We start from the raw sequence: 21180 nt of genomic DNA, 5'->3' as shown, positions 1-21180 counted from the left end.
GTCGGCACTGGTTCGCGAAGCAGCCCATGGCTCAATCGGGTTGCCGGGGGCGACGCTCGCACCCTCGACAGTTCGTTTCGCAGGCCCGGTTTGAAACGAATTGTCAGCGCCATCAAGCACTTGCCAACCCTGTTCAATCCATCGACCCACTAGCGCTACGTAACGGTGGTGAATCACCCAAGCGACAAAAATCTGTCGCTCAATCGCCGTTACGCGTCCCTCCCCTTCAGCGGTACTTCGCAGTGTCTTGCAAAGTGAATGGAACTTTCCTCAAGCCTTTTCGAGCTCCCTAAAGCGCATAAAACAAAGGCTTTCGAGCTGAACAATGTGCTGCTTTTGAAAAACCGCATAAGTTTTTTTTGGAATAAGTCTTATGAAAATTTTTTCTTAGCTACGCTCTAGGATGTTCTTAGCTCTGTTGTTACAAGAGTGAAACGCTTACACCCTAAATTTACGTCAAATATTTGGCGACGGTAACACAACATTGAGATCCAGGGAGATGCACCCATGCGCGTTTTAACCCCCCTCTGCAGCGCGGTTTTGCTGGCCATGGCTTGCACTTCCCAAGCCCAGGCGATGAACCTCACCGAGGCGATTCAGAGCACCATCGCTACCCACCCGGAACTGGCTTCGCGCGTGGACGCCCGCTTGTCTGCGGATGAACAGGTGAAAGTGGCAAAAGGCGGGTTTTATCCGTCGGTCGATCTGAACGCTGCCTACGGGCGCGGCTACAGCGACAACACCAACACCCGCGCCTTCGGTAATCACAACACCGAAATCCTCAATTACACCCAGTCCGAGCTGCGTCTGCGGCAGATGATCTTCGACGGCTTCAACACCGCCAACGAGGTCGAGCGCACCAAGGGCGTGTCCAATTCGCGCGCCTACTACGCGCAAGGCACCGCACAGGATCTGGCCCTGCGCACCATTGAGGTCTACCTCGAAGTGCTCAAGCGGCGTGAACTGGTGACGCTGGCCAAGAACAATTTGCAGGCGCACTTGCGCGTCAACGATCAGATCGGCCTGCGCACCGAGCGCGGCATCGGCAGTACCGCCGACTCCGATCAATCGGTTGCTCGTCGTGCACTGGCGCAGAACAACCTCGACACCGCCGAAGTCGATCTGGCCGACGCCGAATCGAATTTCTACAGCGTGGTCGGACGCATGCCCGATGAGCTGGAAACCCCGGCCTCGACTCGTGGTGAGCTGCCGCCGGACCTGCGTGAAGCGCAGCAGAGCATGGTCGACAACAACCCGTACCTGAAATCGGCCCAGGCTGACGTGCAGTCCGCCGAGAGCCAGTACGAAGTGGCCAAGTCGCCGTTCTACCCGCGCTTCGACGCGGAAGCGGCAGTGGGTGCGAACAACAACGTGCAGGGCGACGAAGGTCACGACAACGAATGGCGTGTCGGTGTGGTGATGAACTACAACCTGTTCCGTGGCGGCAGCGACAAGGCACGCCTGGCGGCAAATGCCCACGACATCAACCAGGCGATGGACATCCGCAATAACGCCCTGCGTCAGCTCAACGAGAACATTCGCCTGGCCTGGAACGCCATGGAAAACGCCAAGAAGCAGACACCGACCGCCCGCGAATACGCCGAAACCACCAAACGCGTGCGCGCTGCTTATCAGGATCAGTTCGGCCTCGGCCAACGCACCCTGCTCGACCTGCTCGACAGCGAAAACGAGCTGTACAACGCCAACCGCCGCTACACCGAAATCCGCTACACCGAGGAATACTCGATGTACCGCGTGCTGGCGAACATGGGCCAGTTGCTGAGCAAACAGCGCGTGGTGCTGCCGGCTGATGCGATTGCCACGACCGAAGTGAAAAACCAGGCGCGCCTGCCGGAACTGAAATAAACGGTGCAGGAACTGACTTTGCCCTGATCGTTCCCACGCGCAGCAAAGGAATGCCTCAAGGGACGCTCCGCGTCCAGTGACGCGGAGCGTCACGGGCTGCATTCCCACGCAGAGCGTGGGAACGATCCGATAACCGAGCCCGTTCAACAGAGGCAATCACTATGACCAGCATGGAACCCGGCGCCACCGGGGTCGATCCGCGCCTGAGCTTCGACGACCCGTTACTCGACGGCCTGCTGATCCTCTGCAAACTGCATGGCGCCACGGTCAGTCGTGCCAGCCTGAGCGCCGGGCTGCCTCTGAACAAACAACGCCTGAGCCTCGATCTGCTGCCCCGTGCAGCCGCGCGGGCCGGATTGCAGGCGCGGTTGTTGCGCCGTGACCTGAAAGACATTTCGCCGCTGAACCTGCCGATCCTGCTGCTGCTCAACGACGGCCGCACCGCCGTACTGCGACGGTTTGGCGAAGATGGCAAAGCCCTGCTGCTGCCCAGCGAAGCCGACGGCGGCGAGCAATGGGTCAGTCGCGAAGAGCTCAGCGAACACTACAGCGGCCAGGCCTTGTTCGCCCGTCCGCGCCACGAACTCGAAGACCTGCGCGCGCCGCTGGTGCCACGGGTAAACGCGTGGTTTCGCGACACTCTCAAACTGTCGAAATGGCTGTACAGCGATGCGATCCTCGCCAGTTTCCTGATCAACCTGCTCGGCCTGATGGTGCCGCTGTTCGTCATGCAGACCTACGACCGCGTGGTGCCCAATCAGGCGACCTCGACGCTATGGGTGCTGTCGATCGGTTTGCTGATCGGCACCGGTTTCGAATTGGTGCTGCGCGTGGTGCGTGCGCACCTGCTCGACACCGCCGGCAAGAAAACCGATGTGATCCTCTCGGCAACCTTGTTCGAGCGCATCACCGGCATGTCGATGAAAGCGCGGCCGGCGACCATCGGCGGCTTTGCCCAGAGCATTCACGATTTCCAGGGCCTGCGTGAATTTCTCACTGCCGTGACCCTGACCAGCCTGATCGACCTGCCCTTCGTGGTGCTGATGCTGGTGGTGATCGGCCTGCTCGGCAGCTGGCTGGTGGTGATTCCGCTGCTGGCGTTTCCGATCACGATCATTTTCGCCATGGCGATTCAGGTGCGCCTGCGTGACACCGTGCAGAAAAGCCTGAGCCTCGGCGCCGAGCGTCAGGCGGTGCTGATCGAAACCCTCGGCGGCCTGGAAACCCTCAAGGCCTGCGGCGCCGAAAGCGAGCGTCAGCACAAATGGGAAAGCACCCACGGTGCCCTCACCCGCCTCGACAGCCATGCGCGCAACCTGTCGGCGCTGGCCACCAACGGCACCCTGTTCATCCAGCAGTTTTCCGGGATGGCGACGATTGTCGCCGGGGTCTACAGCATCATCGCCGGCAACCTCAGTGTCGGCGCGCTGGTCGCCACTTACATGCTCGGCAGTCGTGTGCTCGCCCCGCTCGGGCAGATCGCCGGGCTGATCACCCGCTACCAGCAAGCTCAACTGACCATGAAAAGCACCGACGCGCTGATGGCGCTGCCGCAGGAGCGCGACGGCAAACAGCGGCCGCTGGAACGCACGCAATTGCAAGGCGCACTCGACGTCAACGGCGTGACGTTCCACTACAACGGCCAGAATGCGCCAGCGCTGAGCGAGGTCAGCTTCAGCCTGAAAGCCGGCGAGCGGGTCGGCATCATCGGCCGCAGCGGTTCGGGCAAAAGCACCTTGGCGCGGCTGGTCATGGGTTTCTATGAAGCGGAGGAAGGTCAACTGCTGCTCGACGGCCTCGACCTGCGCCAACTGGACGTGGCTGACCTGCGCCAGCAGATCGGTTATGTCGCCCACGACTTGCCGCTGCTGGCCGGCAGCCTGCGCGACAACCTGACCCTGGGTGCGCGCTACATCAGCGATTCACGCATGCTCGAAGTCGCCGAACTGACTGGCGTCACCGAACTGGCCCGACAACACCCGCAAGGCTTCGACCGACCGGTGGGCGAACGCGGGCAACTGCTATCCGGCGGCCAGCGCCAGGCGGTGTTGCTGGCGCGCGCGCTGTTGCTCGATCCGCCGATCATGCTGCTCGACGAACCCACCAGCGCCATGGACAACAGCAGCGAGGACGCGCTGCGGCAGAAACTGCATGGCTGGGTGCAAGGCAAGACCCTGCTGCTGGTCACTCACCGCACCTCGATGCTGAGCCTGGTGGACCGGTTGCTGGTGCTGGACAACGGCCGGGTCGTCGCTGACGGCCCGAAAGAAGCGGTCATCGATGCACTGCGCAAGGGCCGTGTCGGCTCGGCGGCGGTCTAGGAGTTACGCCATGCCTGCTTCCTCCGATAGCAAATCACGCGGCTACTTCGACAGCTTCGGCAAAAGCGCCGAAGCCGAGTTCATGCCGGAAACCGCCGGCGCGGCGTTGCAGGATTCGCCGCGCAAATCGCGGATCACCGTGTGGCTGGCGGCAGCGCTGCTGATCGCCGCCCTGGTCTGGGCCAAATTCGCCGTGCTCGAAGAAGTGACCATGGGCGAAGGCAAGGCGATTCCGTCGAGCAAGGTTCAGGTGATCCAGAACCTCGAGGGCGGCATCGTCACCGAGATTTTCGTTCGCGAAGGCCAGATGGTCGGCAAGGGCGACACCCTGCTGCGTCTGGATGACACGCGCTTTCGCTCGAACAAGGGCGAAAGCGAGGCCGACCGATATGCGCTGACAGCCCAGGTAGAACGGCTATCGGCGGAGGCCGAGGGGCGCCCCTTCAAACTCTCCGCTGAAGTCATCGCCAAGGCGCCGCAAGTCGCCGAGGACGAACGCTCACTTTACGAGCAACGCCAACGCCGCTTGGCGAGCGAACAGCGCACCCTCAGCGAACAATTGCGGCAGAAAACCCAGGAACTGGCGGAGTTTCGCTCCAAGCAAGGCCAGTTCAGTTCCAGCCTCGCGTTGTTGCAGCAAGAGATGAACATGTCCGAACCGCTGGTGAAAACCGGTGCCGTGTCACCAGTGGAAATCCTCCGCCTCAGACGCAGTGCGGTGGAGATCCGTGGTTCGCTGAACGCCACCACGCTGGCGATTCCCCGCGCCGAATCGGCCATCGCCGAGATCCGCAGCAAGATCGACGAATCCGAGCAGACCTTCCGCTCCGAGGCCGCCAAAGAGCTGAATGAGAAACGCACCGACCTGTCGAAAATCACCGCTTCGAGCATCGCCATCGACGATCGCGTCAGCCGTACCACGGTGACTTCGCCGGTGCGTGGCGTGATCAAGCAGATGAAGGTCAACACCATCGGCGGCGTGGTTCAGCCGGGCAGCGACATGGTCGAAATCGTGCCGCTGGAGGACAACCTGCTGATCGAAGCCAAGGTCCGCCCGCAAGACGTCGCGTTCCTGCATCCGGGCCAGAAAGCCATGGTCAAGTTCAGTGCCTACGACTACACGATTTACGGCGGGCTGAGCGCCAAGCTCGAGCTGATCGGCGCCGATACGATTACCGATGACAAGGGCAACAGCTTCTATCTGATTCAGGTGCGCACCGATAAGAATCACCTGGGCGGCGACGTGAAACCGCTGCTGATCATCCCGGGGATGGTGGCGACGGTGGACATTATTACCGGTGAGAAAAGCGTCTTGGATTACTTGCTCAAACCGGTGCTGAAAGCGCGGACTGAGGCGATGCGTGAGCGCTAGTGATCTTTGAATTGCGGTGATTGATCTGGCGCTTTCGCGAGCAGGCTCGCTCCCACAATTGGAATGCGTTCCCCTATGGGAGCGAGCCTGCTCGCGAAGAAGCCCGCACAGACAATGATCATCTGTCGCCATGGTTACGCTGAAAAACCTCCTCCCCCATCGCCGCAATCTGCCCTTCGATCAGCGCTTCAAACGGCTTGAGCAACGGCGCAAATGTCGTCGGCGCTTCGAGGGTTTCCAGCGCCTGCACGATCGCCTCGATCGTCGACAGCGCCCCCGGCCCCGGCGCCTTGCGCAGGCGATAGCGCGACACGCCGCCCTCGGCCAGGGTCACCCGTGGCAGTGCTGCCAGCAGCGGATTGAGGTGCAGCATCTTGCGCGCTTTGCGCCAGGTGCCGTCCGGGACGACCAGCAACATTGGCTGATCATTTGGCGCGTAAACCTGCAACGGCTGCGCATCCTCAGCCGGGAACAACAAGCGCGCCTGATAGCCCGGCCGGTTCAACAGTTTCGGCAAATCCTCGAATACCTCACCGACAATCAGCTCGGCATTGCTCAGCCCCAGCGCCGCCAGACGCGCGGTATTGAGCGCGTGACTGACCTCGCTCGGATGCTGCAGCAGCAAGACTCGGGTGCGGCTATCAAGATGCGGAATCAATGGGCACAGGCAATGGGTCTGGGGGCGCAGGCAGCGCGGGCATTGGGCTCGGGACATGATGGGTTACGCCTGATTCAATTGCGCTTTGAGCAAATCGCGGAAGGTCTGGATCAGCGGCTCGCGGCTGCGGCCCCTGCGCATGATCATCGAAAACGGCGCCTGATAACCGAAGGTTGCCGGCAGCAGAACGCGCAGATCGCCCTTGTCGGCCCAGGCCTGCGCGTAGTGCTCCGGCAGATAACCGATGTACGCGCCGGAGAGCACCAGAATCAGCTGCGCTTCCATACTTTCCACAGTCGCGGCGCTGTGTTTGAAACCGTGCCGGGCCAGTTCCGCCTGACTCCAGTACCCGCGCCCGACCATCCGTTGCTGGGTGATGACCTGCTCGGGAATGCGCCGTTCGTTGAACAGTGGATGGCGACTGCTGCAATACAGCCAGTGCTGCTCGCGGTACAGCGGCATGTAGACCAGACCGCTCATGCGCGTGGAAAACGCACCGATCGCCAGATCGAGGCGATTGTCCTGCACGCCGAGCTGCAATTCATAAGGGCTCATCACTGACAGGTGCAAATGCACCGCCGGGTGTTCCTGGCTGTAGGCGCCGATGGCTTCAGCAAACGGCAGGGCCTTGTCGCTGACCGTGGAATCGATCACCCCGAGATTGAGCGTGCCGCGCAGTTCGCCCTTGAGCGCGGCGGCATATTGCTCGAAGCCTTCAAGCTCGGCGAGCAGGCGCAGGGTTTCCTGATGGAACAGCTCGCCCTTGCTGGTCAGGCTGAACCCGCCGCGCCCGCGATGGCACAGCACCAGACCAAGCGCGGCTTCGAGCTGGCTCATGTAGGTGCTGATCGCCGAGGTCGACAGGTTGAGTTCCTGCTGCGCGTTGGCGAAACCCTGATGGCGCACGACGCTGACGAAGATGCGCAGGAGTTTCAGGTCGGGTAAAGCGTTGGCCATGTCTACTCCGGGCTTTGCAACTGTGTGTCTGTGGGAAAAGCCCCTCACCCCAGCCCTCTCCCCGTGGGAGAGGGAGCTGATCTCCATGGCTTTCAAATCCTGAGTTCGACTCGATCTTTCAGGTCAATGCAGATTCCGCCAACAACTCGGTCGGCCACCTCTTCCCGAGGGAGAGGGAGCTGATCTCCATGGCTTTCAAATCCTGAGTTCGACTCGATCTTTCAGGTCGATGCAGATTCCGCCAACAACTCGGTCGGCCACCTCTTTCCGAGGGAGAGGGAGCTGATCTCCATGGCTTTCAAATCCTGAGTTCGACTCGATCTTTCAGGTCGATGCAGATTCCGCCAACAACTCGGTCGGCCCCCTCTCCCTCTGGGAGAGGGCTGGGGTGAGGGCAACAATCCCCAGCCGAACACACTATTCGAATCCGACAAAGTCTAATCTCAGCGCCGCCATTAGTTTAGAAAAATCTGAACTAAGTTTTTGCCCGTAGCGATTCTTCCCCGTCACTACATTTCGCATGATCGGCCCCACAGCGGCGTCCGAACCTGTGCTCAACGGCGCGCCGGGATAAATAAAACAAAGACGATGAGGCCCTACCCGTGGACAAGATTCTTCACCAACCACTGGGCGGCAATGAAATGCCGCGCTTCGGCGGCATCGCCACCATGCTCCGACTTCCCCATGTACCGACCGCTGCCGGCCTCGACGCTGCCTTCGTGGGCGTGCCGCTGGACATCGGCACTTCGCTGCGCCCCGGCACCCGCTTCGGGCCGCGCGACATCCGCACCGAATCGGTGATGATCCGCCCGTACAACATGGCCACCGGCGCCGCGCCGTTCGACTCGCTGTCGGTGGCCGACATCGGTGACGTGGCGATCAACACCTTCAACCTGCTCGACGCCGTGCGCATCATCGAAGAAGCCTACGACAACATCCTCGAGCACAACGTCATCCCGATGACCCTGGGCGGCGACCACACCATCACCCTGCCGATCCTGCGCGCAATCCATAAAAAGCACGGCAAGGTTGGCCTGGTGCACATCGATGCCCACGCTGACGTCAACGACCACATGTTCGGCGAGAAGATCGCCCACGGCACCACGTTCCGTCGTGCCGTCGAAGAAGGTCTGCTCGATTGCGATCGCGTGGTGCAGATCGGTTTGCGTGCCCAGGGCTACACCGCCGACGACTTCAACTGGAGCCGCGATCAGGGCTTCCGCGTCGTTCAAGCCGAAGAGTGCTGGCACAAGTCGCTGGCGCCGCTGATGGCTGAAGTACGCGAGAAAGTCGGTGGCGGTCCGGTGTACCTGAGTTTCGACATCGACGGCATCGACCCGGCCTGGGCGCCCGGTACCGGCACCCCGGAAATCGGCGGCCTGACCACCATTCAGGCGATCGAAATCGTCCGTGGCTGTCAGGGCCTCGACCTGATCGGCTGCGATCTGGTAGAAGTCTCGCCCGCTTACGACACCACCGGCAACACCTCGCTGCTGGCCGCCAACCTGCTGTACGAAATGCTCTGCGTACTGCCTGGCGTGGTTCATCGCTGAGGGTCGGGTCATGCACGCACGTGATCAGGTTTTGCACGCGGCCGCCGAGTTGGTCGCCGCGTTTGCGCGTAACGATCGCGAAGCTTACTTCGGCGCATTCAGCATCGATGCCAGCTTCGTTTTCTACACCCTCGACCAGCCGTTGCTGTCGCGCGATGCCTATCAGGCGTTGTGGGACCGCTGGCGCGCCGAGGAGGGTTTCGAGGTGCTGTCGTGCACCTCGAGCAACGCCTTTGTCAGCCTGCAGGGTGACGTGGCGGTTTTCATCCATGACGTGGCCACCGAGCTGCGCATGCAAGGGGAGCAACACTTCAGCCAGGAGCGCGAGACGATTGTTTTCAGAAGACAAACGTCGAGCCTAGAACAACAAGGCCTATGGCTGGCCTGTCACGAACATTTGTCCGCAATGCCGGAAGGGCTGCCACCCCCTTAGCCAATGGTGACGCTCACGCACGATGAGCGCGCCTGATGATCGGAGCAGATCATGAATAACAACAACAACGAAAAAAGCCTTAGCAGCATCGAAACAAACGGGGTCGAACAGATCCCGGATCATGAGCGCGACGCCCGACCCAGCGACTTGTTTCGCTTGATCTTCGGCGGCGCCAATACGTTTGCCACCGCGGTGCTCGGCAGTTTCCCGGTGCTGTTCGGCCTGTCGTTTCAGGCCGGTGTCTGGGCGATTGTGCTGGGTGTGGTGGTCGGCGCGCTGATCCTCGCGCCGATGGGCCTGTTCGGCCCGCTCAACGGCACCAACAACGCCGTGTCTTCCGGTGCGCACTTCGGCGTGCACGGGCGGATTGTCGGGTCATTCCTGTCGTTGCTGACGGCGATCGCGTTTTTCTCGCTGTCAGTGTGGAGCTCGGGTGATGCGCTGGTCGGCGGTGCCAAACGCCTCGTTGATCTGCCGGAAACCGACCTGACCCTGGGCCTGGCCTACGGTCTGTTCGCGCTGCTGGTGCTGACCGTGTGCATCTACGGTTTCCGCATCATGCTGTGGGTCAACCGCATCGCGGTGTGGGCCGCGAGCCTGTTGTTCCTGCTCGGCATCTTCGCCTTCGCCCCTGCTTTCGACAGCCAGTACGCCGGCAGCGTGGCGCTGGGTCAGGCCGGGTTCTGGGCAGCATTCATCGGCGCTGCACTGGTGGCGATGAGCAACCCGATTTCCTTCGGTGCGTTCCTCGGCGACTGGTCGCGCTACATCCCGCGTGAGACGCCGAAGGGCCGGATCATGCTGGCGGTGATCGCCGCGCAACTGGCAACGTTGATCCCGTTCCTGTTCGGCCTCGCCACCGCCACCATCGTCGCGATCAAGGCACCGGACTACATCGCCGCGAACAACTATGTCGGCGGCTTGCTGGCCGTGTCGCCGAGCTGGTTCTTCCTGCCGGTGTGCCTGATTGCGGTGATCGGCGGCATGTCCACCGGCACCACGTCGCTGTATGGCACCGGGCTGGACATGTCCAGCGTGTTTCCGCGCGTGCTCTCCCGAGTCAAGGCGACCCTGCTGATCGGCGTGCTGTCGATCGCCTTCATCTTCATCGGCCGTTTTGCGGCGAACCTGGTGCAGAGCGTGTCGACCTTCGCCGTGCTGATCATCACCTGCACCACCCCGTGGATGGTGATCATGATCATCGGCCTGCTGGTACGGCGCGGCTTCTACTGCCCGGATGACCTGCAAGTGTTCACCCGCGGCGAACAGGGCGGACGCTACTGGTTCAACCACGGCTGGAACTGGCGCGGTCTCGGTGCATGGATTCCGAGTGCGCTGGTCGGCCTGTGCTTCGTCAACCTGCCGGGGCAGTTCGTCGGCCCGCTGGGCGAACTGGCCGGTGGCATCGACATCAGCTTGCCGGTGACATTGGGCCTGGCGTCGGTGGTGTATCTGACGCTGCTGCGCTTGTTTCCCGAGCCTCGGGAGGTGTTCGGGCCAACGGATGTGCGCAGTGAAGCCGCCATAAAACCCGAACTACGTCAGGCCGCCTGAATAAACGCAAAACCCTGTGGGAGCGAGCCTGCTCGCGAAGACTTCAGCACATCCAACGTTGATGTGACTGACAGACCCCCTTCGCGAGCAGGCTCGCTCCCACAGGAAGCCTTGCAGACCCCATTTGCTTGACCATAAAAAAGACAATCGGAGACACGCCATCATGGCTTTGGATTTATTCGTCGTACTCATTTATGCCGCTGCGATGCTGATTCTCGGCTACTACGGCATGCGCAAGGCCAAGACCCACGAAGACTATCTGGTTGCCGGGCGTAATCTGGGGCCGTCGCTGTACATGGGCACCATGGCAGCGACCGTCCTCGGCGGCGCGTCCACCGTCGGCACGGTCCGTCTGGGTTACGTGCATGGCATCTCCGGGTTCTGGCTGTGCGCGGCACTGGGCTGCGGCATCGTCGCGCTGAACCTGTTCCTCGCCAAGCCCTTGCTGAAACTCAAGGTGTTCACCGTTACCCAGGTCCTGGAGAAGCGCTACAACCCGATGGCGCGCACCGCCAGTGCGACGATCATGCTCGCTTACGCGCTGATGATCGGCGTGACCTCGATCCTGGCGATCGGCACCGTGCTGCAAGTGTTGTTCGGTCTGCCCTTCTGGATTTCCGTACTGCTCGGCGGCGGTATCGTGGTGATTTACTCAACGATCGGCGGCATGTGGTCGCTGACCCTGACGGACATCGTCCAGTTCGGCATCCAGACGGTGGGCCTGATGTTCCTGCTGCTGCCGATCTGCCTGTACCGCGTAGGCGGCTGGGATCAACTGGTCGCGCAACTGCCGGCGGCCAGCTTCAACTTCACCAGCATCGGCTGGGACACGATCATCACCTACTTCATGATCTACTTCTTCGGCATCCTGATCGGCCAGGACATCTGGCAGCGGGTGTTCACCGCCAAAAGCGAAAAAGTCGCCAAGTACGCCGGCACCTCGGCCGGGATCTACTGCATCATCTACGGCCTGGTCTGCGCCTTGATCGGCATGGCTGCGCATGTGCTGATCCCGGATCTGGACAACGTCAACAACGCCTTTGCCGCCATCGTCAAAGTCTCGCTGCCTGACGGCATCCGTGGCCTGGTGATCGCTGCCGCACTGGCAGCAATGATGTCCACCGCCAGCGCCGGCCTGCTCGCCGCGTCCACCACGCTTACCGAAGACCTGCTGCCGAAACTGCGCGGCGGCAAACAGTCCAACGTCGCGGTCAGCCGTCTGTTTACGCTGCTGACCGGGATCGCGGTGCTGGGCATTGCTCTGGTCGTCAACGACGTAATCAGCGCGCTGACTCTGGCTTACAACCTCTTGGTCGGCGGCATGCTGATTCCGCTGATGGGCGCGATTTTCTGGAAGCGTGCGACTACCGCCGGGGCGATCAGCGCGATGACGCTGGGCTTTATCACGGCGCTGGTGTTCATGGTCAAGGACGGCATGGACGCGAACACGCCGATCTATTACAGCCTGGGTGTCAGCCTGGTGAGCTTTGTACTGGTCAGCCTGTTCTCGCCGCGCCCGGCGACCGTGGCAACGGCGGTGTGAATCGGCTGTAACGACTTGACGTTTTCTTCAGCGGGTGTGGCGTCGGTGGCCACACCCGTTTTTTCGCTTGGCGAAAAGCAAAAGATCGCAGCCTTCGGCAGCTCCTACACTTTGTAGAAACTGCCGACGGCTGCGATCTTGAAATCTCTGATCGCAGGTATTAACGGCGACGTGGCTGGCGTCGGCGCTGTTCGTCGTCCGTGCGAATCGGTACCGGTTGCAGAGGCGGTTCGATCAAACCGAGGGCAACTCCCAAATCGTGCAGCCAGTTCTGGATTTTCTCTTTCATCGTCATGCCCCCTTCAGGGTGGTGCTGAGCGGCCGGAATTCTGAGGCCGCTTCGCACTGATAATAGTCCGAAGTCCTACGCAATGCTCGGTCAAATCCGCAATGATCTGTTACTGAATTGAACAGAATCTGTTGCGATTGGTTCACGCTGTTTCACGCACTTCATGCAAAGCCACGGGATAGACCGCTTGCTGCACGTCGATCCAGGCATTCAGGTTGGCCCCGGCCATACCCTTGCGCCACATGAGCCACGTTGTCGCACCCGCGAACGGCTCGGCCAACGGATGCACGGCGACGCTTTCACGACCCGGCAGGCTGGCCAGCATCGACTCGGCCATCAACGCCACACCACTGCCGGCAATCACACAGGCGAGCATGCCCTGATACGACTCGATCTCCATCGGCCGGCCCATCGCCGCGTGGTAGTGAGAGAACCACGCTTCCAGACGCATGCGATAGGAACAGCCCTGACGGAAGGTGAATACCGAACGCCCTTCCACATCGCGCGCGCTGTGCACCGGTGGATGGTCGATTTCGGTGATCAGCACTAGGCGTTCCTCGCACAGCGGTACGCCATCGAGGCCGGCCAGTTCCAGCGGTCCGTCGACCAATGCCGCGTCGAGGCGGCCGGTGAGCAACCCTTCGAGCAATTCCCCGGTCGGCGCCGATTGCACCTGCAAATTCACCATCGGGTATTGCTTGTGATAACGCGCCAGCAACGCCGGCAGATGGATCGCCGCCGTGCTGTACATGGTGCCCAGCACGAAATCCCCGGCCGGTTGCCCGCCCATCACCGCCGCACTGGCCTGATCGCGCAGAGCGAAAAGTTTGCCGGTGTAGTCGAGCAGGACCTTGCCCGCCGGCGACAACTGCAAGCGCTGCCGTTCGCGGACGAACAGCTCAACGCCCAGTTGCTCCTCAAGCTGTTTCAGCCGCGTCGACAGATTTGATGGCACGCGATGCAGGCGCTCGGCGGCGCGGGTGATCGAGCCTTCCTCGGCGACCGCCTGAAATATCCGCAGCTGGCTGAATTCCACTGCTTTCTCCTGAACAGAACAAGTTACTCACTATTATTCAATTTTAAAGAAAGTCAATCGATCCTAGCCTGACGGTCATTGCTGCTTTGAAGGAAGCCCGACCATGTCGCCGCTGATACGTTTATCCGCCTGTTTCGTTGCCCTGATGATGGCCATGGGCATCGGCCGTTTCGCCCTGACACCTCAGATGCCGCACCTGCTCAGCGAAGGGCAGATCGACCTCACCGCCGCCGGTCTGATTGCAGCCGCCAACTACTTCGGCTATCTGCTCGGTGCCGTGGATGCGATGTTCGCCCAGCGGCCGCAGCAGGTGCAGCGACGATTGCATGGCGGATTGTGGCTGTGCGTGCTGCTGACCCTGGCGTCGTTCTGGGCCAACGGTTTCTGGTCGCACTTGTTGTTGCGCTTTGGTACCGGCGTGGCGAGTGCCTGGGTGCTGGTGATGATTACTTCGCTTAGTCAGCCGCTGGCGGCGGCGGCGAATCGACCGCGCTGGGGTGCTCTGGTTTTTGCCGGACCGGGTCTGGGGATTTTTCTCACAGGCTTGCTGGCGCTGGTCTCACATCGCTTGCAGCAGACATCGGCAACCCTGTGGCTGATTTACGCAGCCGCCGCGTTGCTGATGATGCTCGGCGTCTGGCGGTTGTTGCCGCAGCCCACCGCGGTAACCACGCCAGCGACAACGCATGTGAACGCAGCGAACCGAGGCATCGGTCGGCTGGCGCTGGTATATGCGCTGTACGGCATCGGCTACATCATTCCGGCAACGTTCCTGTCGCAGATGGCCAACGCGCAGTTTCACGGCCAGTGGCAGGCGGATCTGTTCTGGCCGTGCTTTGGCCTCGGCGCGGCAATCGGTGTGTGGTTGGTGAGTCTGCGCCGACATGATCCCGAGACCACGCGGCACTGGCTGATGGCGACGTTGTGGCTGCAAGCGGCCGGTGTGTTCGCCTGTCTGCTGGGCAGCGGCCTCGGTCTGGCGCTGGGGGTGATCCTCTGCGGCACGCCGTTTCTGGCCTGCATGCAACTGGTCATGCAGCGTTCGCGAGAGCTGGCGCCCCACGCCACTCAGCGCAACGCCGGGATGCTCACGGCGTGCTTCGCTGTCGGCCAACTGAGCGGCCCGCTGCTGGCGGCGCTGAGCAGCCATTTCAGCGGCGGTTTGCAGCCAGCGCTGCTGATCGCCGGTGCCGGCCTGCTGCTGGCCGGCGCGCTGGCGATGCAGGCCAGGGCTACTGGCCCAGCGCCTTGCGCAAACGCCGACGCAGCCACTGTTCGGCGCTGACGAAAGTGATGCCGAGCAGCACCAGCACGGCGCCGATGACGAAGTTCAGGCTCAACTGTTCGCCGAGCAGCAGCACGCCGAAGGTCACGCCGAACAACGGCGTCATGAACGAGAACACCGCAAGGTTGGCCGCCAGATAACGGCGCAGCAGCCAGAACCAAACCAGGTAGCTGAAGAACGACACCACCAGCCCTTGGAACAGCACACTGGCCACCGCCACGGTAGTCAGGCTGACGTGGGTGATCTGGCCGCTGAACAACGCGATCAACAGCAGACCGATGAAGCCGACCATCAGCTGATAAAACAGGGTCAATGTCACCGGCGCTTCCGACAGTCGCGAGGCCCGTACCACCACGGTGGTCGCGCCCCAACAGGCGCCGGCCAATACGCCGAAGGCATCGCCCAGCAGCATGCGCCGATCAAGGTTGTCCCACGACACACCACCAGCGAAGGCAATCGCGATGCCGATGAACGCCAGCAGAATCCCCAGCCATTGCAACGGGCGCAAACGCTCGCTGGCCAGCAGGAAATGCACGCCGAGTGCGGTGAAGATCGGCGCGGTATACAAGAACACCGACATATGCGCGGCGGTAGTCAGTTGCAGGCCTTCGGCGATGAACAGGAACTCCAGACCAAACAGCGCACCGGCCAGCAAGCCGCCGCGCCAGGTGCTGCCGACCTGATCCCAACCGCCCTTCCAGCAGATCAGCAAACCGACCAGCAACGCAGAAATTCCCGAGCGCCCCGCCGCTTGCATTACCGGCGCGATGTCCGTTGCCGCCCACTTGATCAGGACTTGCTGCACACCCCAGATCAGGCACAGGCCGATCATCACTTGCAGGGCAAAACCGTCGGCATTGCGCCGCTCGGCACTCACCGCAACACCTCGAACACACACAACATGGCAGGCCATCCAATGGTCAGAAAACAGTGTCGGGGATTATCAATCAGTCGCGCGGAAAAAGCCGTCTGGAAAAGACATTAAGTTGGTCAGTGGCGTCAGCGCTGAATGGTTGACGGCTGCGCCGTCATTCGCGAGCAGGCTCGCTCCCACAGAGGGTTCGGTGAACATGTGGGAGCGAGCCTGCTCGCGAAGAGGCCAGCATTGCCAACACAACTGCCGGATCAGCTCAGGCAAACCGCTTCGCCACCAAATAACCCACCGTGCAAGCAACTGCAGTCGCCACTGTCCCCCACGCCCAATCCATCAAACTCACCTGCACTGACCAATCGCGCAAGGTCGCCCAATTGGTCAGGTCATAAGTGCCGTAGGCCACCAGCCCCAACAGCGCGCCCAGCTTCGCCGCCCTCTGCCAGCTCAGCGCCGGCAACACGACAAACACCACGCAGCCAATGACGTACAGGCAATAAAAAACCGCTGCGGGCAACAGCAGCGGTTTATCCAGCATCAGCGAACCGAGCAGTTCGCGATAGGTCGGCGCCATCAGCAGCCCGAGCCAGATGCCGTCGAGCAGCAGAAACGTCAGCAACGTAGCGACGTAAGCGATCAGCGCCTTTTTCATTTGCCCTTCCTTCTAATGTAGGAGCTGCCGGAGGCTGCGATCTTTTGATCTGTTTTTTCAAGATCAAGATCAACAGATCGCAGCCTTCGGCAGCTCCTACCATGGGCCTGCGGGGAGTCAGGTTAGTTCAATGCGATCGGCGTGAATGACGATCTTGCCTTCCTTGTACAGCGAGCCGATGGCTTTCTTGAAGTTGCCCTTGCTGACGCCGAACAGGCTGCTGATCAGTGCCGGATCACTCTTGTCACTGACCGCCAGGGTGCCGTCGTTCTCGCGCAACTTGCCGAGGATCTTCGAACTCAGGCTGCTCGCCGCTTCCTGGCCGACCGGTTGCAGGCTCAGGCTGATCTTGCCGTCGGCGCGCACTTCCTTGATGAAGCCTTTCTCGCGCATGCCCGAACGCATGAACTTGAAGATCTCGTTCTTGTGGATCAGGCCCCAGTGCTTGTTGTTGATGATCGCCTTGAAGCCCATGTCGGTGGCTTCGGCTACCAGCAGATCAACTTCCTGGCCCGGGCTGTAGGTGGCCGGGGTCTTGTCCAGGTAACGATCGAGGCGTGCGGTGGCGGTGATGCGGCGCGTGTGTTTGTCGAGGTAGACGTGCACCACACAGTATTCGCCAGCAGTCATCTGGCGCTTTTCTTCCGAGTACGGCAGCAACAGATCTTTCGGCAGGCCCCAGTCGAGGAACACGCCGATGCTGTTGACTTCAACCACTTTCAGGCTGGCAAATTCGCCGACCTGAACTTTGGGTTTTTCCGTGGTGGCGAGAAGTTTGTCTTCGCTGTCCAGATAGATGAATACGTTGAGCCAGTCTTCATCTTCGCTGGGAATATCTTTGGGAATATAACGGTTGGGCAAAAGAATTTCGCCGTCGGCACCGCCGTCCAGATATAAACCGAAGTTAGTGTGTTTAACCACTTGCAAACTGTTGTAACGCCCGACTAAAGCCATTTCCGAAACCCTCAATACGTGGGCGGCATTCTACCCGTTTTTGCCGCCAACGTCGGGCGACAGATCCTCGCACCGGCAAATCTGCGTCAACCCGTTGATTTTGCTTGATCACTGCACTACAGGGTGCCGCTCGTCAGTCCGACCCGACGCTTCACAGCTGCGCTGATTGGCCTCATTTCAATTAAATGTTCTCATTTAAAACAGCAGGTTAGCTGCTGAATACAAGTGGCGGGCCGGCAATAATGCAGCGTTACGGTTGGTTAATCCGGGGGATATTTACCAAGCTATTGTCAAGTTATTCCTGTACGATGCCTGGCCGAGTTACTTTTCTAAAGGTTAATGGCCGCCATGCGTGTAAAAGCATCCACCAGCAAAGCAAAGCCAGCTCCAGCCGTTGAAACCAGCGAATCGATCAACGATCAGATCGCAGCATTCCTCAAGTCCGGCGGCGAGATCCAGCAAATTGCCAAAGGCGTCAGTGGCCAGACATTCGGCCCGTCCAAGCAGATCAGCCTGGGCAAGAAGTAATACCGGTTTCACCCCGTCCAGAGGCGCTTTGAGCTTCGAAGCGCCTGGACTGGCACCGCGCAACACCCCTTCGCTTTAAACAAAAATTCCTGAAAATCGACGAACGGCCATCAATGCCGGGTATTCGCCGGTATCCTTGCACGCGTCTAGATCAAGCGTTTCAGCAGGCCCTCGCCCTGCGCTCGCGGTTCATGGAGTGACGCATGCGCCCATTTCCCTGTTTATTGTTTGTCAGCCTGCTGTCAGGCGCGACCGCGCACGCGCAGGTTTTTCAGGGTGAACTGGGTGACTTCGATCTCAAGCTTGGCACCACGCCTAGCCGCAGCATGGCCCAGGGTCTGGTCAAACCGGCGGCGGTCGGTTCATTCCATGGCGGCCTCGACCTGAGCCACGACAGCGGCGTGTATTTCGGCCAGTACGCGCCGAGCATGGGCATCAGCCCGGGCAAGAACCTCGAGATCGACTCCTACGTCGGCTTCAAGCAACCGTTCGATCAGGTGCTCGGCTATGAAGTCGGAATGATCCATTACAGCTACCCACGCGTGGACACCCTCGACAGCCAGGAGCTGTTTGGTGGCCTGACTCTGCTCGGCAGTCGCTTCGGCATTGCCCTGAGCAACGACCCGGATAAACAGAACAACACATTGTTTGCCGACCTCACTGGCAATCAACCGTTCGGCATTGGCGTGAGCATGAAGTACACCACTCACCAACTGAACACGCCGGTGGCGGTCGACGGTGGTTATGTCAGCAGTTTCACCGATTGGTCGGTGAAACTGTCGCGGCCGTTCATGGGTGTCGATCTCGATCTGATCTACAGCAATTCCAGCCTCAGCGGCAACGATTGCTCGGCCTATTCCGGCCACAACAGCGAGTGCGACGGCCTCGTCACCCTCAAGGCCGTACGCACGTTCTATTGATCGGCTGAACTGCCGCGCGCATCCTGCATCACATAAGAATCAGATTTCCGACGCCAGGCTCTCGCAAGGATTTGCCCATGTCTCGCTGGTTCAAACAGATTGCCGCCCTGCTGATCTTCACCCTCGCCCTCGGCGCTTGCAGCCGCGTGGGCCTGGCCTACCGCAACCTCGACGTAATCATCCCGTGGTCGCTCAGCGATTACGTGGACATGAACGGCGAGCAGAAAGACTGGTTCAACGAACGGCTCAAGGAACATCTGAGCTGGCACTGCACCACGCAGTTACCCGGTTACCTCGACTGGCTGGACCGTTTGCAGGCCATGGTCGAGAGCAATCAGGTCAGCGACGCCGCGCTACAGGAGCGCACCGCCGAAGCCAAGCAGGCCATCGCCGAAACCGCCCGGGAAATCACCCCTTCGGCCATCGAGCTGCTGCAAGGACTGGACGATAAACAGGTGGCAGAAATGAACGAAGCGTTTGCCAAGGATTTGCGCAAACGTCAGCAGGAATACGTGAAACCGCCGCTGGCTCAGCAGATCAAGGAACGCGGCGAGCGCATGGAAAAACGCCTGAACGATTGGCTAGGCCCGCTCAGTGATACACAGAAACAACGCGTCGTGGCCTGGACCAATGCCTTGGGCGACCAGAACACCCAATGGATCGCCAATCGCGCGCACTGGCAGCAACAGTTCAGCGCCGCCGTTGCGCAACGCCAAAGCCCCGAATTCCCACAACGCATAGAGACACTTCTGGTCAACCGCGAGCGCTTATGGACAGCGGATTACCGCAAGGCCTACGCCAACACCGAAGCCCAGGCGCGCTCGCTGTTTGTCGACTTGATGGCCGAGAGCACGCCGCAACAGCGTCAGCGTTTGTTGAAGAAAATCGAGGGCGTGCGCAAGGACTTCAATGACCTCAAGTGCCTGAAGGCCGCGAAGAAACCTTGAAATCACTGGAATCCAATGTGGGAGCGAGCCTGCTCGCGAAAGCGGTGTATCAGACAGTTCAATGTCACCGACAGACCGTATTCGCGAGCAGGCTCGCTCCCACAGGGCGGATTTCGCTGGCTCAGGCGATTTGAGCCTTTGAGGCGACCTCATCAAACGTCACCTCATTCAGCGCATCCTCCTGCTCATCCAGCACCTGACGCGGATGGTCATTGCCGGGGATGCTGCTGTCGATCAGGCTCAACAGGCTCGAACCCCGTGGCGTCAGGATGAAATTATTGCCGGTGCTGCCTTCATGATCCGGCCGCGGCTCGATGAATCCGCGCTCCAGCAAGAGCTTTTCATAATCACAGGCCAGGGTTTTCAAGTGATCGAGATTGTCGATCGGCTCGCCAGCGCTGGCTTTCTCGGCCGCATGGTCTTCGGCATAAGCGCGGGGAGCGAAGCTGTGGCCAGCGCTGTTCTGCACTTCATGCAGCAAACGTTCAATCAAATCCCAGTTATAAGTCGTCATCCTGATCCAACCTCCGGTGCGGGTGATTTTGTGCCGCTTTCAAGGTTGTGACCGAAGCGCTGCGCAGCCGTTCAGCAGTATTTCCGGACCCGACCGACCGGCGGCTGTCGATTCCCTCGCACGATGAACGACTAGGCTGAAACAGCCGGTTCAACCCGCAGGAGACATCGTCATGAACGTTACAAACCATCCGGTGGTATCACGCGAAGAATGGCTCGCCGCGCGTCAGCAGCATCTGGCCCGCGAAAAAGCCTTCACCCGGGAACGCGATCGCCTCAGCTCCGAGCGCCGCGCCCTGCCGTGGGTGAAAGTCGACAAGGACTATCATTTTCAAGGGCCGAACGGCGAGCTCAAGCTCAACGATCTGTTTGGCAACAACAGCCAGTTGATCATCTACCATTTCATGTTTGCCAAAGGCTGGGAGCAGGGCTGCCAGGGCTGCTCGTTCCTCAGTGACCACATTGATGGCGCCAACCAGCACCTGGCCCATCACGACGTCGCGGTGGTTGCAGTTTCCCATGCGCCATTCAACGAGTTTCAGGACTTCAAAAAGCGGATGGGCTGGAAGTTCGACTGGGTTTCGTCAGAAGGTTGCGATTTCAATTACGACTTCGGCGTCTGCGCCCGGGCTGAAGACGTCGCCGAGGGCAAGGCTACCTACAACTACGAAAAAACCGACAGCGCCGAGGAAGAAATGCCGGGGCTGAGCGTGTTCTATCGCAATGACGAAGGCGAGATTTTTCACACCTATTCCACATACGCGCGCGGCATGGATATGCTGGTTGGCGCTTACCACTATCTGGATCTGACGCCCAAGGGCAGGAATGAAGACGAGATCATGGAATGGGTGCGGCATCATGATCGGTATGACGGTGCGCCGAAGTCGGGTTGCTGCCATGCCGATTGAGGACAATCCTGGACCCACAG

The 21180-nt window shown here is 60.5% G+C and carries 20 protein-coding genes; 12 read left to right on the top strand and 8 right to left on the bottom strand.

Features of this window, described 5'->3' with window-relative positions; translation table 11 throughout:
- The first annotated feature begins 507 nt into the window (after positions 1–507).
- The 3 genes from PS14A_RS06405 (at position 508) to PS14A_RS06395 (ending at position 5559) form a co-directional block, all read left to right on the top strand.
- A complete protein-coding gene (locus tag PS14A_RS06405; RefSeq protein WP_039761048.1) occupies positions 508–1866 on the top strand; it encodes a TolC family outer membrane protein in 1359 nt (452 codons plus the stop codon).
- 161 nt (positions 1867–2027) lie between these two features.
- Complete coding sequence (locus PS14A_RS06400) at positions 2028–4187, top strand: type I secretion system permease/ATPase (RefSeq protein ID WP_212615553.1); 2160 nt, start codon at positions 2028–2030, stop codon at positions 4185–4187.
- 10 nt (positions 4188–4197) lie between these two features.
- Complete coding sequence (locus PS14A_RS06395; RefSeq protein WP_137216241.1) at positions 4198–5559, top strand: HlyD family type I secretion periplasmic adaptor subunit; 1362 nt, start codon at positions 4198–4200, stop codon at positions 5557–5559.
- A 118-nt stretch (positions 5560–5677) separates the two neighbouring features.
- Here PS14A_RS06395 and PS14A_RS06390 read toward each other — a convergent pair whose 3' ends face one another.
- Positions 5678–6274, bottom strand: coding sequence for a DTW domain-containing protein (locus tag PS14A_RS06390; protein WP_212615552.1), 597 nt, complete (start codon positions 6272–6274; stop codon positions 5678–5680).
- 6 nt (positions 6275–6280) lie between these two features.
- On the bottom strand, positions 6281–7174 hold the full coding sequence (locus PS14A_RS06385; protein WP_007956593.1) for a LysR family transcriptional regulator: 894 nt from the start codon (positions 7172–7174) through the stop codon (positions 6281–6283).
- Positions 7175–7776: 602 nt separating this feature from the next.
- Here PS14A_RS06385 and speB point away from each other — a divergent pair.
- The 4 genes from speB to PS14A_RS06365 all read left to right on the top strand — a co-directional run bounded on the left by speB (position 7777) and on the right by PS14A_RS06365 (position 12257).
- Positions 7777–8727, top strand: a complete 951-nt coding sequence (gene speB, locus PS14A_RS06380; RefSeq protein WP_003222717.1) for an agmatinase — start codon at positions 7777–7779, stop codon at positions 8725–8727.
- Between the two features lie 10 nt (positions 8728–8737).
- Positions 8738–9160 carry a nuclear transport factor 2 family protein gene (locus tag PS14A_RS06375; RefSeq protein ID WP_212615551.1) on the top strand — a complete coding sequence of 141 codons (423 nt, stop codon included), beginning with the start codon at positions 8738–8740 and terminating at the stop codon, positions 9158–9160.
- Between the two features lie 51 nt (positions 9161–9211).
- Complete coding sequence (locus PS14A_RS06370; protein ID WP_076566505.1) at positions 9212–10714, top strand: cytosine permease; 1503 nt, start codon at positions 9212–9214, stop codon at positions 10712–10714.
- 163 nt (positions 10715–10877) lie between these two features.
- A complete protein-coding gene (locus PS14A_RS06365) occupies positions 10878–12257 on the top strand; it encodes a sodium:solute symporter (protein WP_039761028.1) in 1380 nt (459 codons plus the stop codon).
- Positions 12258–12417: 160 nt separating this feature from the next.
- On the opposite strand, the gene PS14A_RS26725 is transcribed toward PS14A_RS06365, so the two are convergent.
- Both PS14A_RS26725 and PS14A_RS06360 read right to left on the bottom strand, forming a co-directional pair.
- On the bottom strand, positions 12418–12546 hold the full coding sequence (locus PS14A_RS26725; protein ID WP_003184145.1) for a PA1414 family protein: 129 nt from the start codon (positions 12544–12546) through the stop codon (positions 12418–12420).
- A 142-nt stretch (positions 12547–12688) separates the two neighbouring features.
- Complete coding sequence (locus PS14A_RS06360; RefSeq protein ID WP_076566500.1) at positions 12689–13582, bottom strand: LysR family transcriptional regulator; 894 nt, start codon at positions 13580–13582, stop codon at positions 12689–12691.
- Between the two features lie 103 nt (positions 13583–13685).
- On the opposite strand from PS14A_RS06360, the gene PS14A_RS06355 reads away from it, so the two are divergent.
- On the top strand, positions 13686–14867 hold the full coding sequence (locus PS14A_RS06355; protein WP_212615550.1) for an MFS transporter: 1182 nt from the start codon (positions 13686–13688) through the stop codon (positions 14865–14867).
- Here PS14A_RS06355 and PS14A_RS06350 read toward each other — a convergent pair.
- The 3 genes from PS14A_RS06350 to PS14A_RS06340 all read right to left on the bottom strand — a co-directional run bounded on the left by PS14A_RS06350 (position 14815) and on the right by PS14A_RS06340 (position 17344).
- Positions 14815–15744 (bottom strand): DMT family transporter, encoded by a 930-nt coding sequence (locus PS14A_RS06350; protein ID WP_016771155.1) that lies wholly within the window; start codon positions 15742–15744, stop codon positions 14815–14817. The genes PS14A_RS06355 and PS14A_RS06350 overlap by 53 nt on opposite strands.
- Before the next feature lie 253 nt (positions 15745–15997).
- Positions 15998–16390, bottom strand: coding sequence for a DUF2177 family protein (locus PS14A_RS06345; protein WP_212615549.1), 393 nt, complete (start codon positions 16388–16390; stop codon positions 15998–16000).
- Between the two features lie 117 nt (positions 16391–16507).
- Positions 16508–17344, bottom strand: a complete 837-nt coding sequence (locus PS14A_RS06340; protein ID WP_016771157.1) for a S1-like domain-containing RNA-binding protein — start codon at positions 17342–17344, stop codon at positions 16508–16510.
- 339 nt (positions 17345–17683) lie between these two features.
- Between PS14A_RS06340 and PS14A_RS06335 the strand changes: the two genes are divergently transcribed.
- From PS14A_RS06335 to PS14A_RS06325, 3 genes are all read left to right on the top strand, one after another.
- Entirely contained in the window at positions 17684–17872 is a 189-nt protein-coding gene (locus PS14A_RS06335) for a hypothetical protein (RefSeq protein ID WP_016985943.1), read from the top strand.
- A 203-nt stretch (positions 17873–18075) separates the two neighbouring features.
- A complete protein-coding gene (locus tag PS14A_RS06330) occupies positions 18076–18792 on the top strand; it encodes a TorF family putative porin (protein WP_130912742.1) in 717 nt (238 codons plus the stop codon).
- 77 nt (positions 18793–18869) lie between these two features.
- Positions 18870–19739, top strand: a complete 870-nt coding sequence (locus PS14A_RS06325) for a DUF6279 family lipoprotein (protein WP_212615548.1) — start codon at positions 18870–18872, stop codon at positions 19737–19739.
- A gap of 121 nt (positions 19740–19860) precedes the next feature.
- Here PS14A_RS06325 and PS14A_RS06320 read toward each other — a convergent pair whose 3' ends face one another.
- Entirely contained in the window at positions 19861–20253 is a 393-nt protein-coding gene (locus tag PS14A_RS06320) for a transcriptional regulator (RefSeq protein WP_122611687.1), read from the bottom strand.
- Between the two features lie 172 nt (positions 20254–20425).
- Here PS14A_RS06320 and PS14A_RS06315 point away from each other — a divergent pair, with 172 nt between their 5' ends.
- Complete coding sequence (locus PS14A_RS06315) at positions 20426–21160, top strand: thioredoxin family protein (protein WP_212615547.1); 735 nt, start codon at positions 20426–20428, stop codon at positions 21158–21160.
- Positions 21161–21180: the final 20 nt, after the last annotated feature.

The sequence above is a fragment of the Pseudomonas sp. 14A genome (assembly GCF_018132745.1).
GTDB lineage: Bacteria > Pseudomonadota > Gammaproteobacteria > Pseudomonadales > Pseudomonadaceae > Aquipseudomonas > Aquipseudomonas mercuritolerans.
Note: the sequence above shows the minus strand (reverse complement) of the source record. Positions and strands in the feature narration are given on the sequence as shown.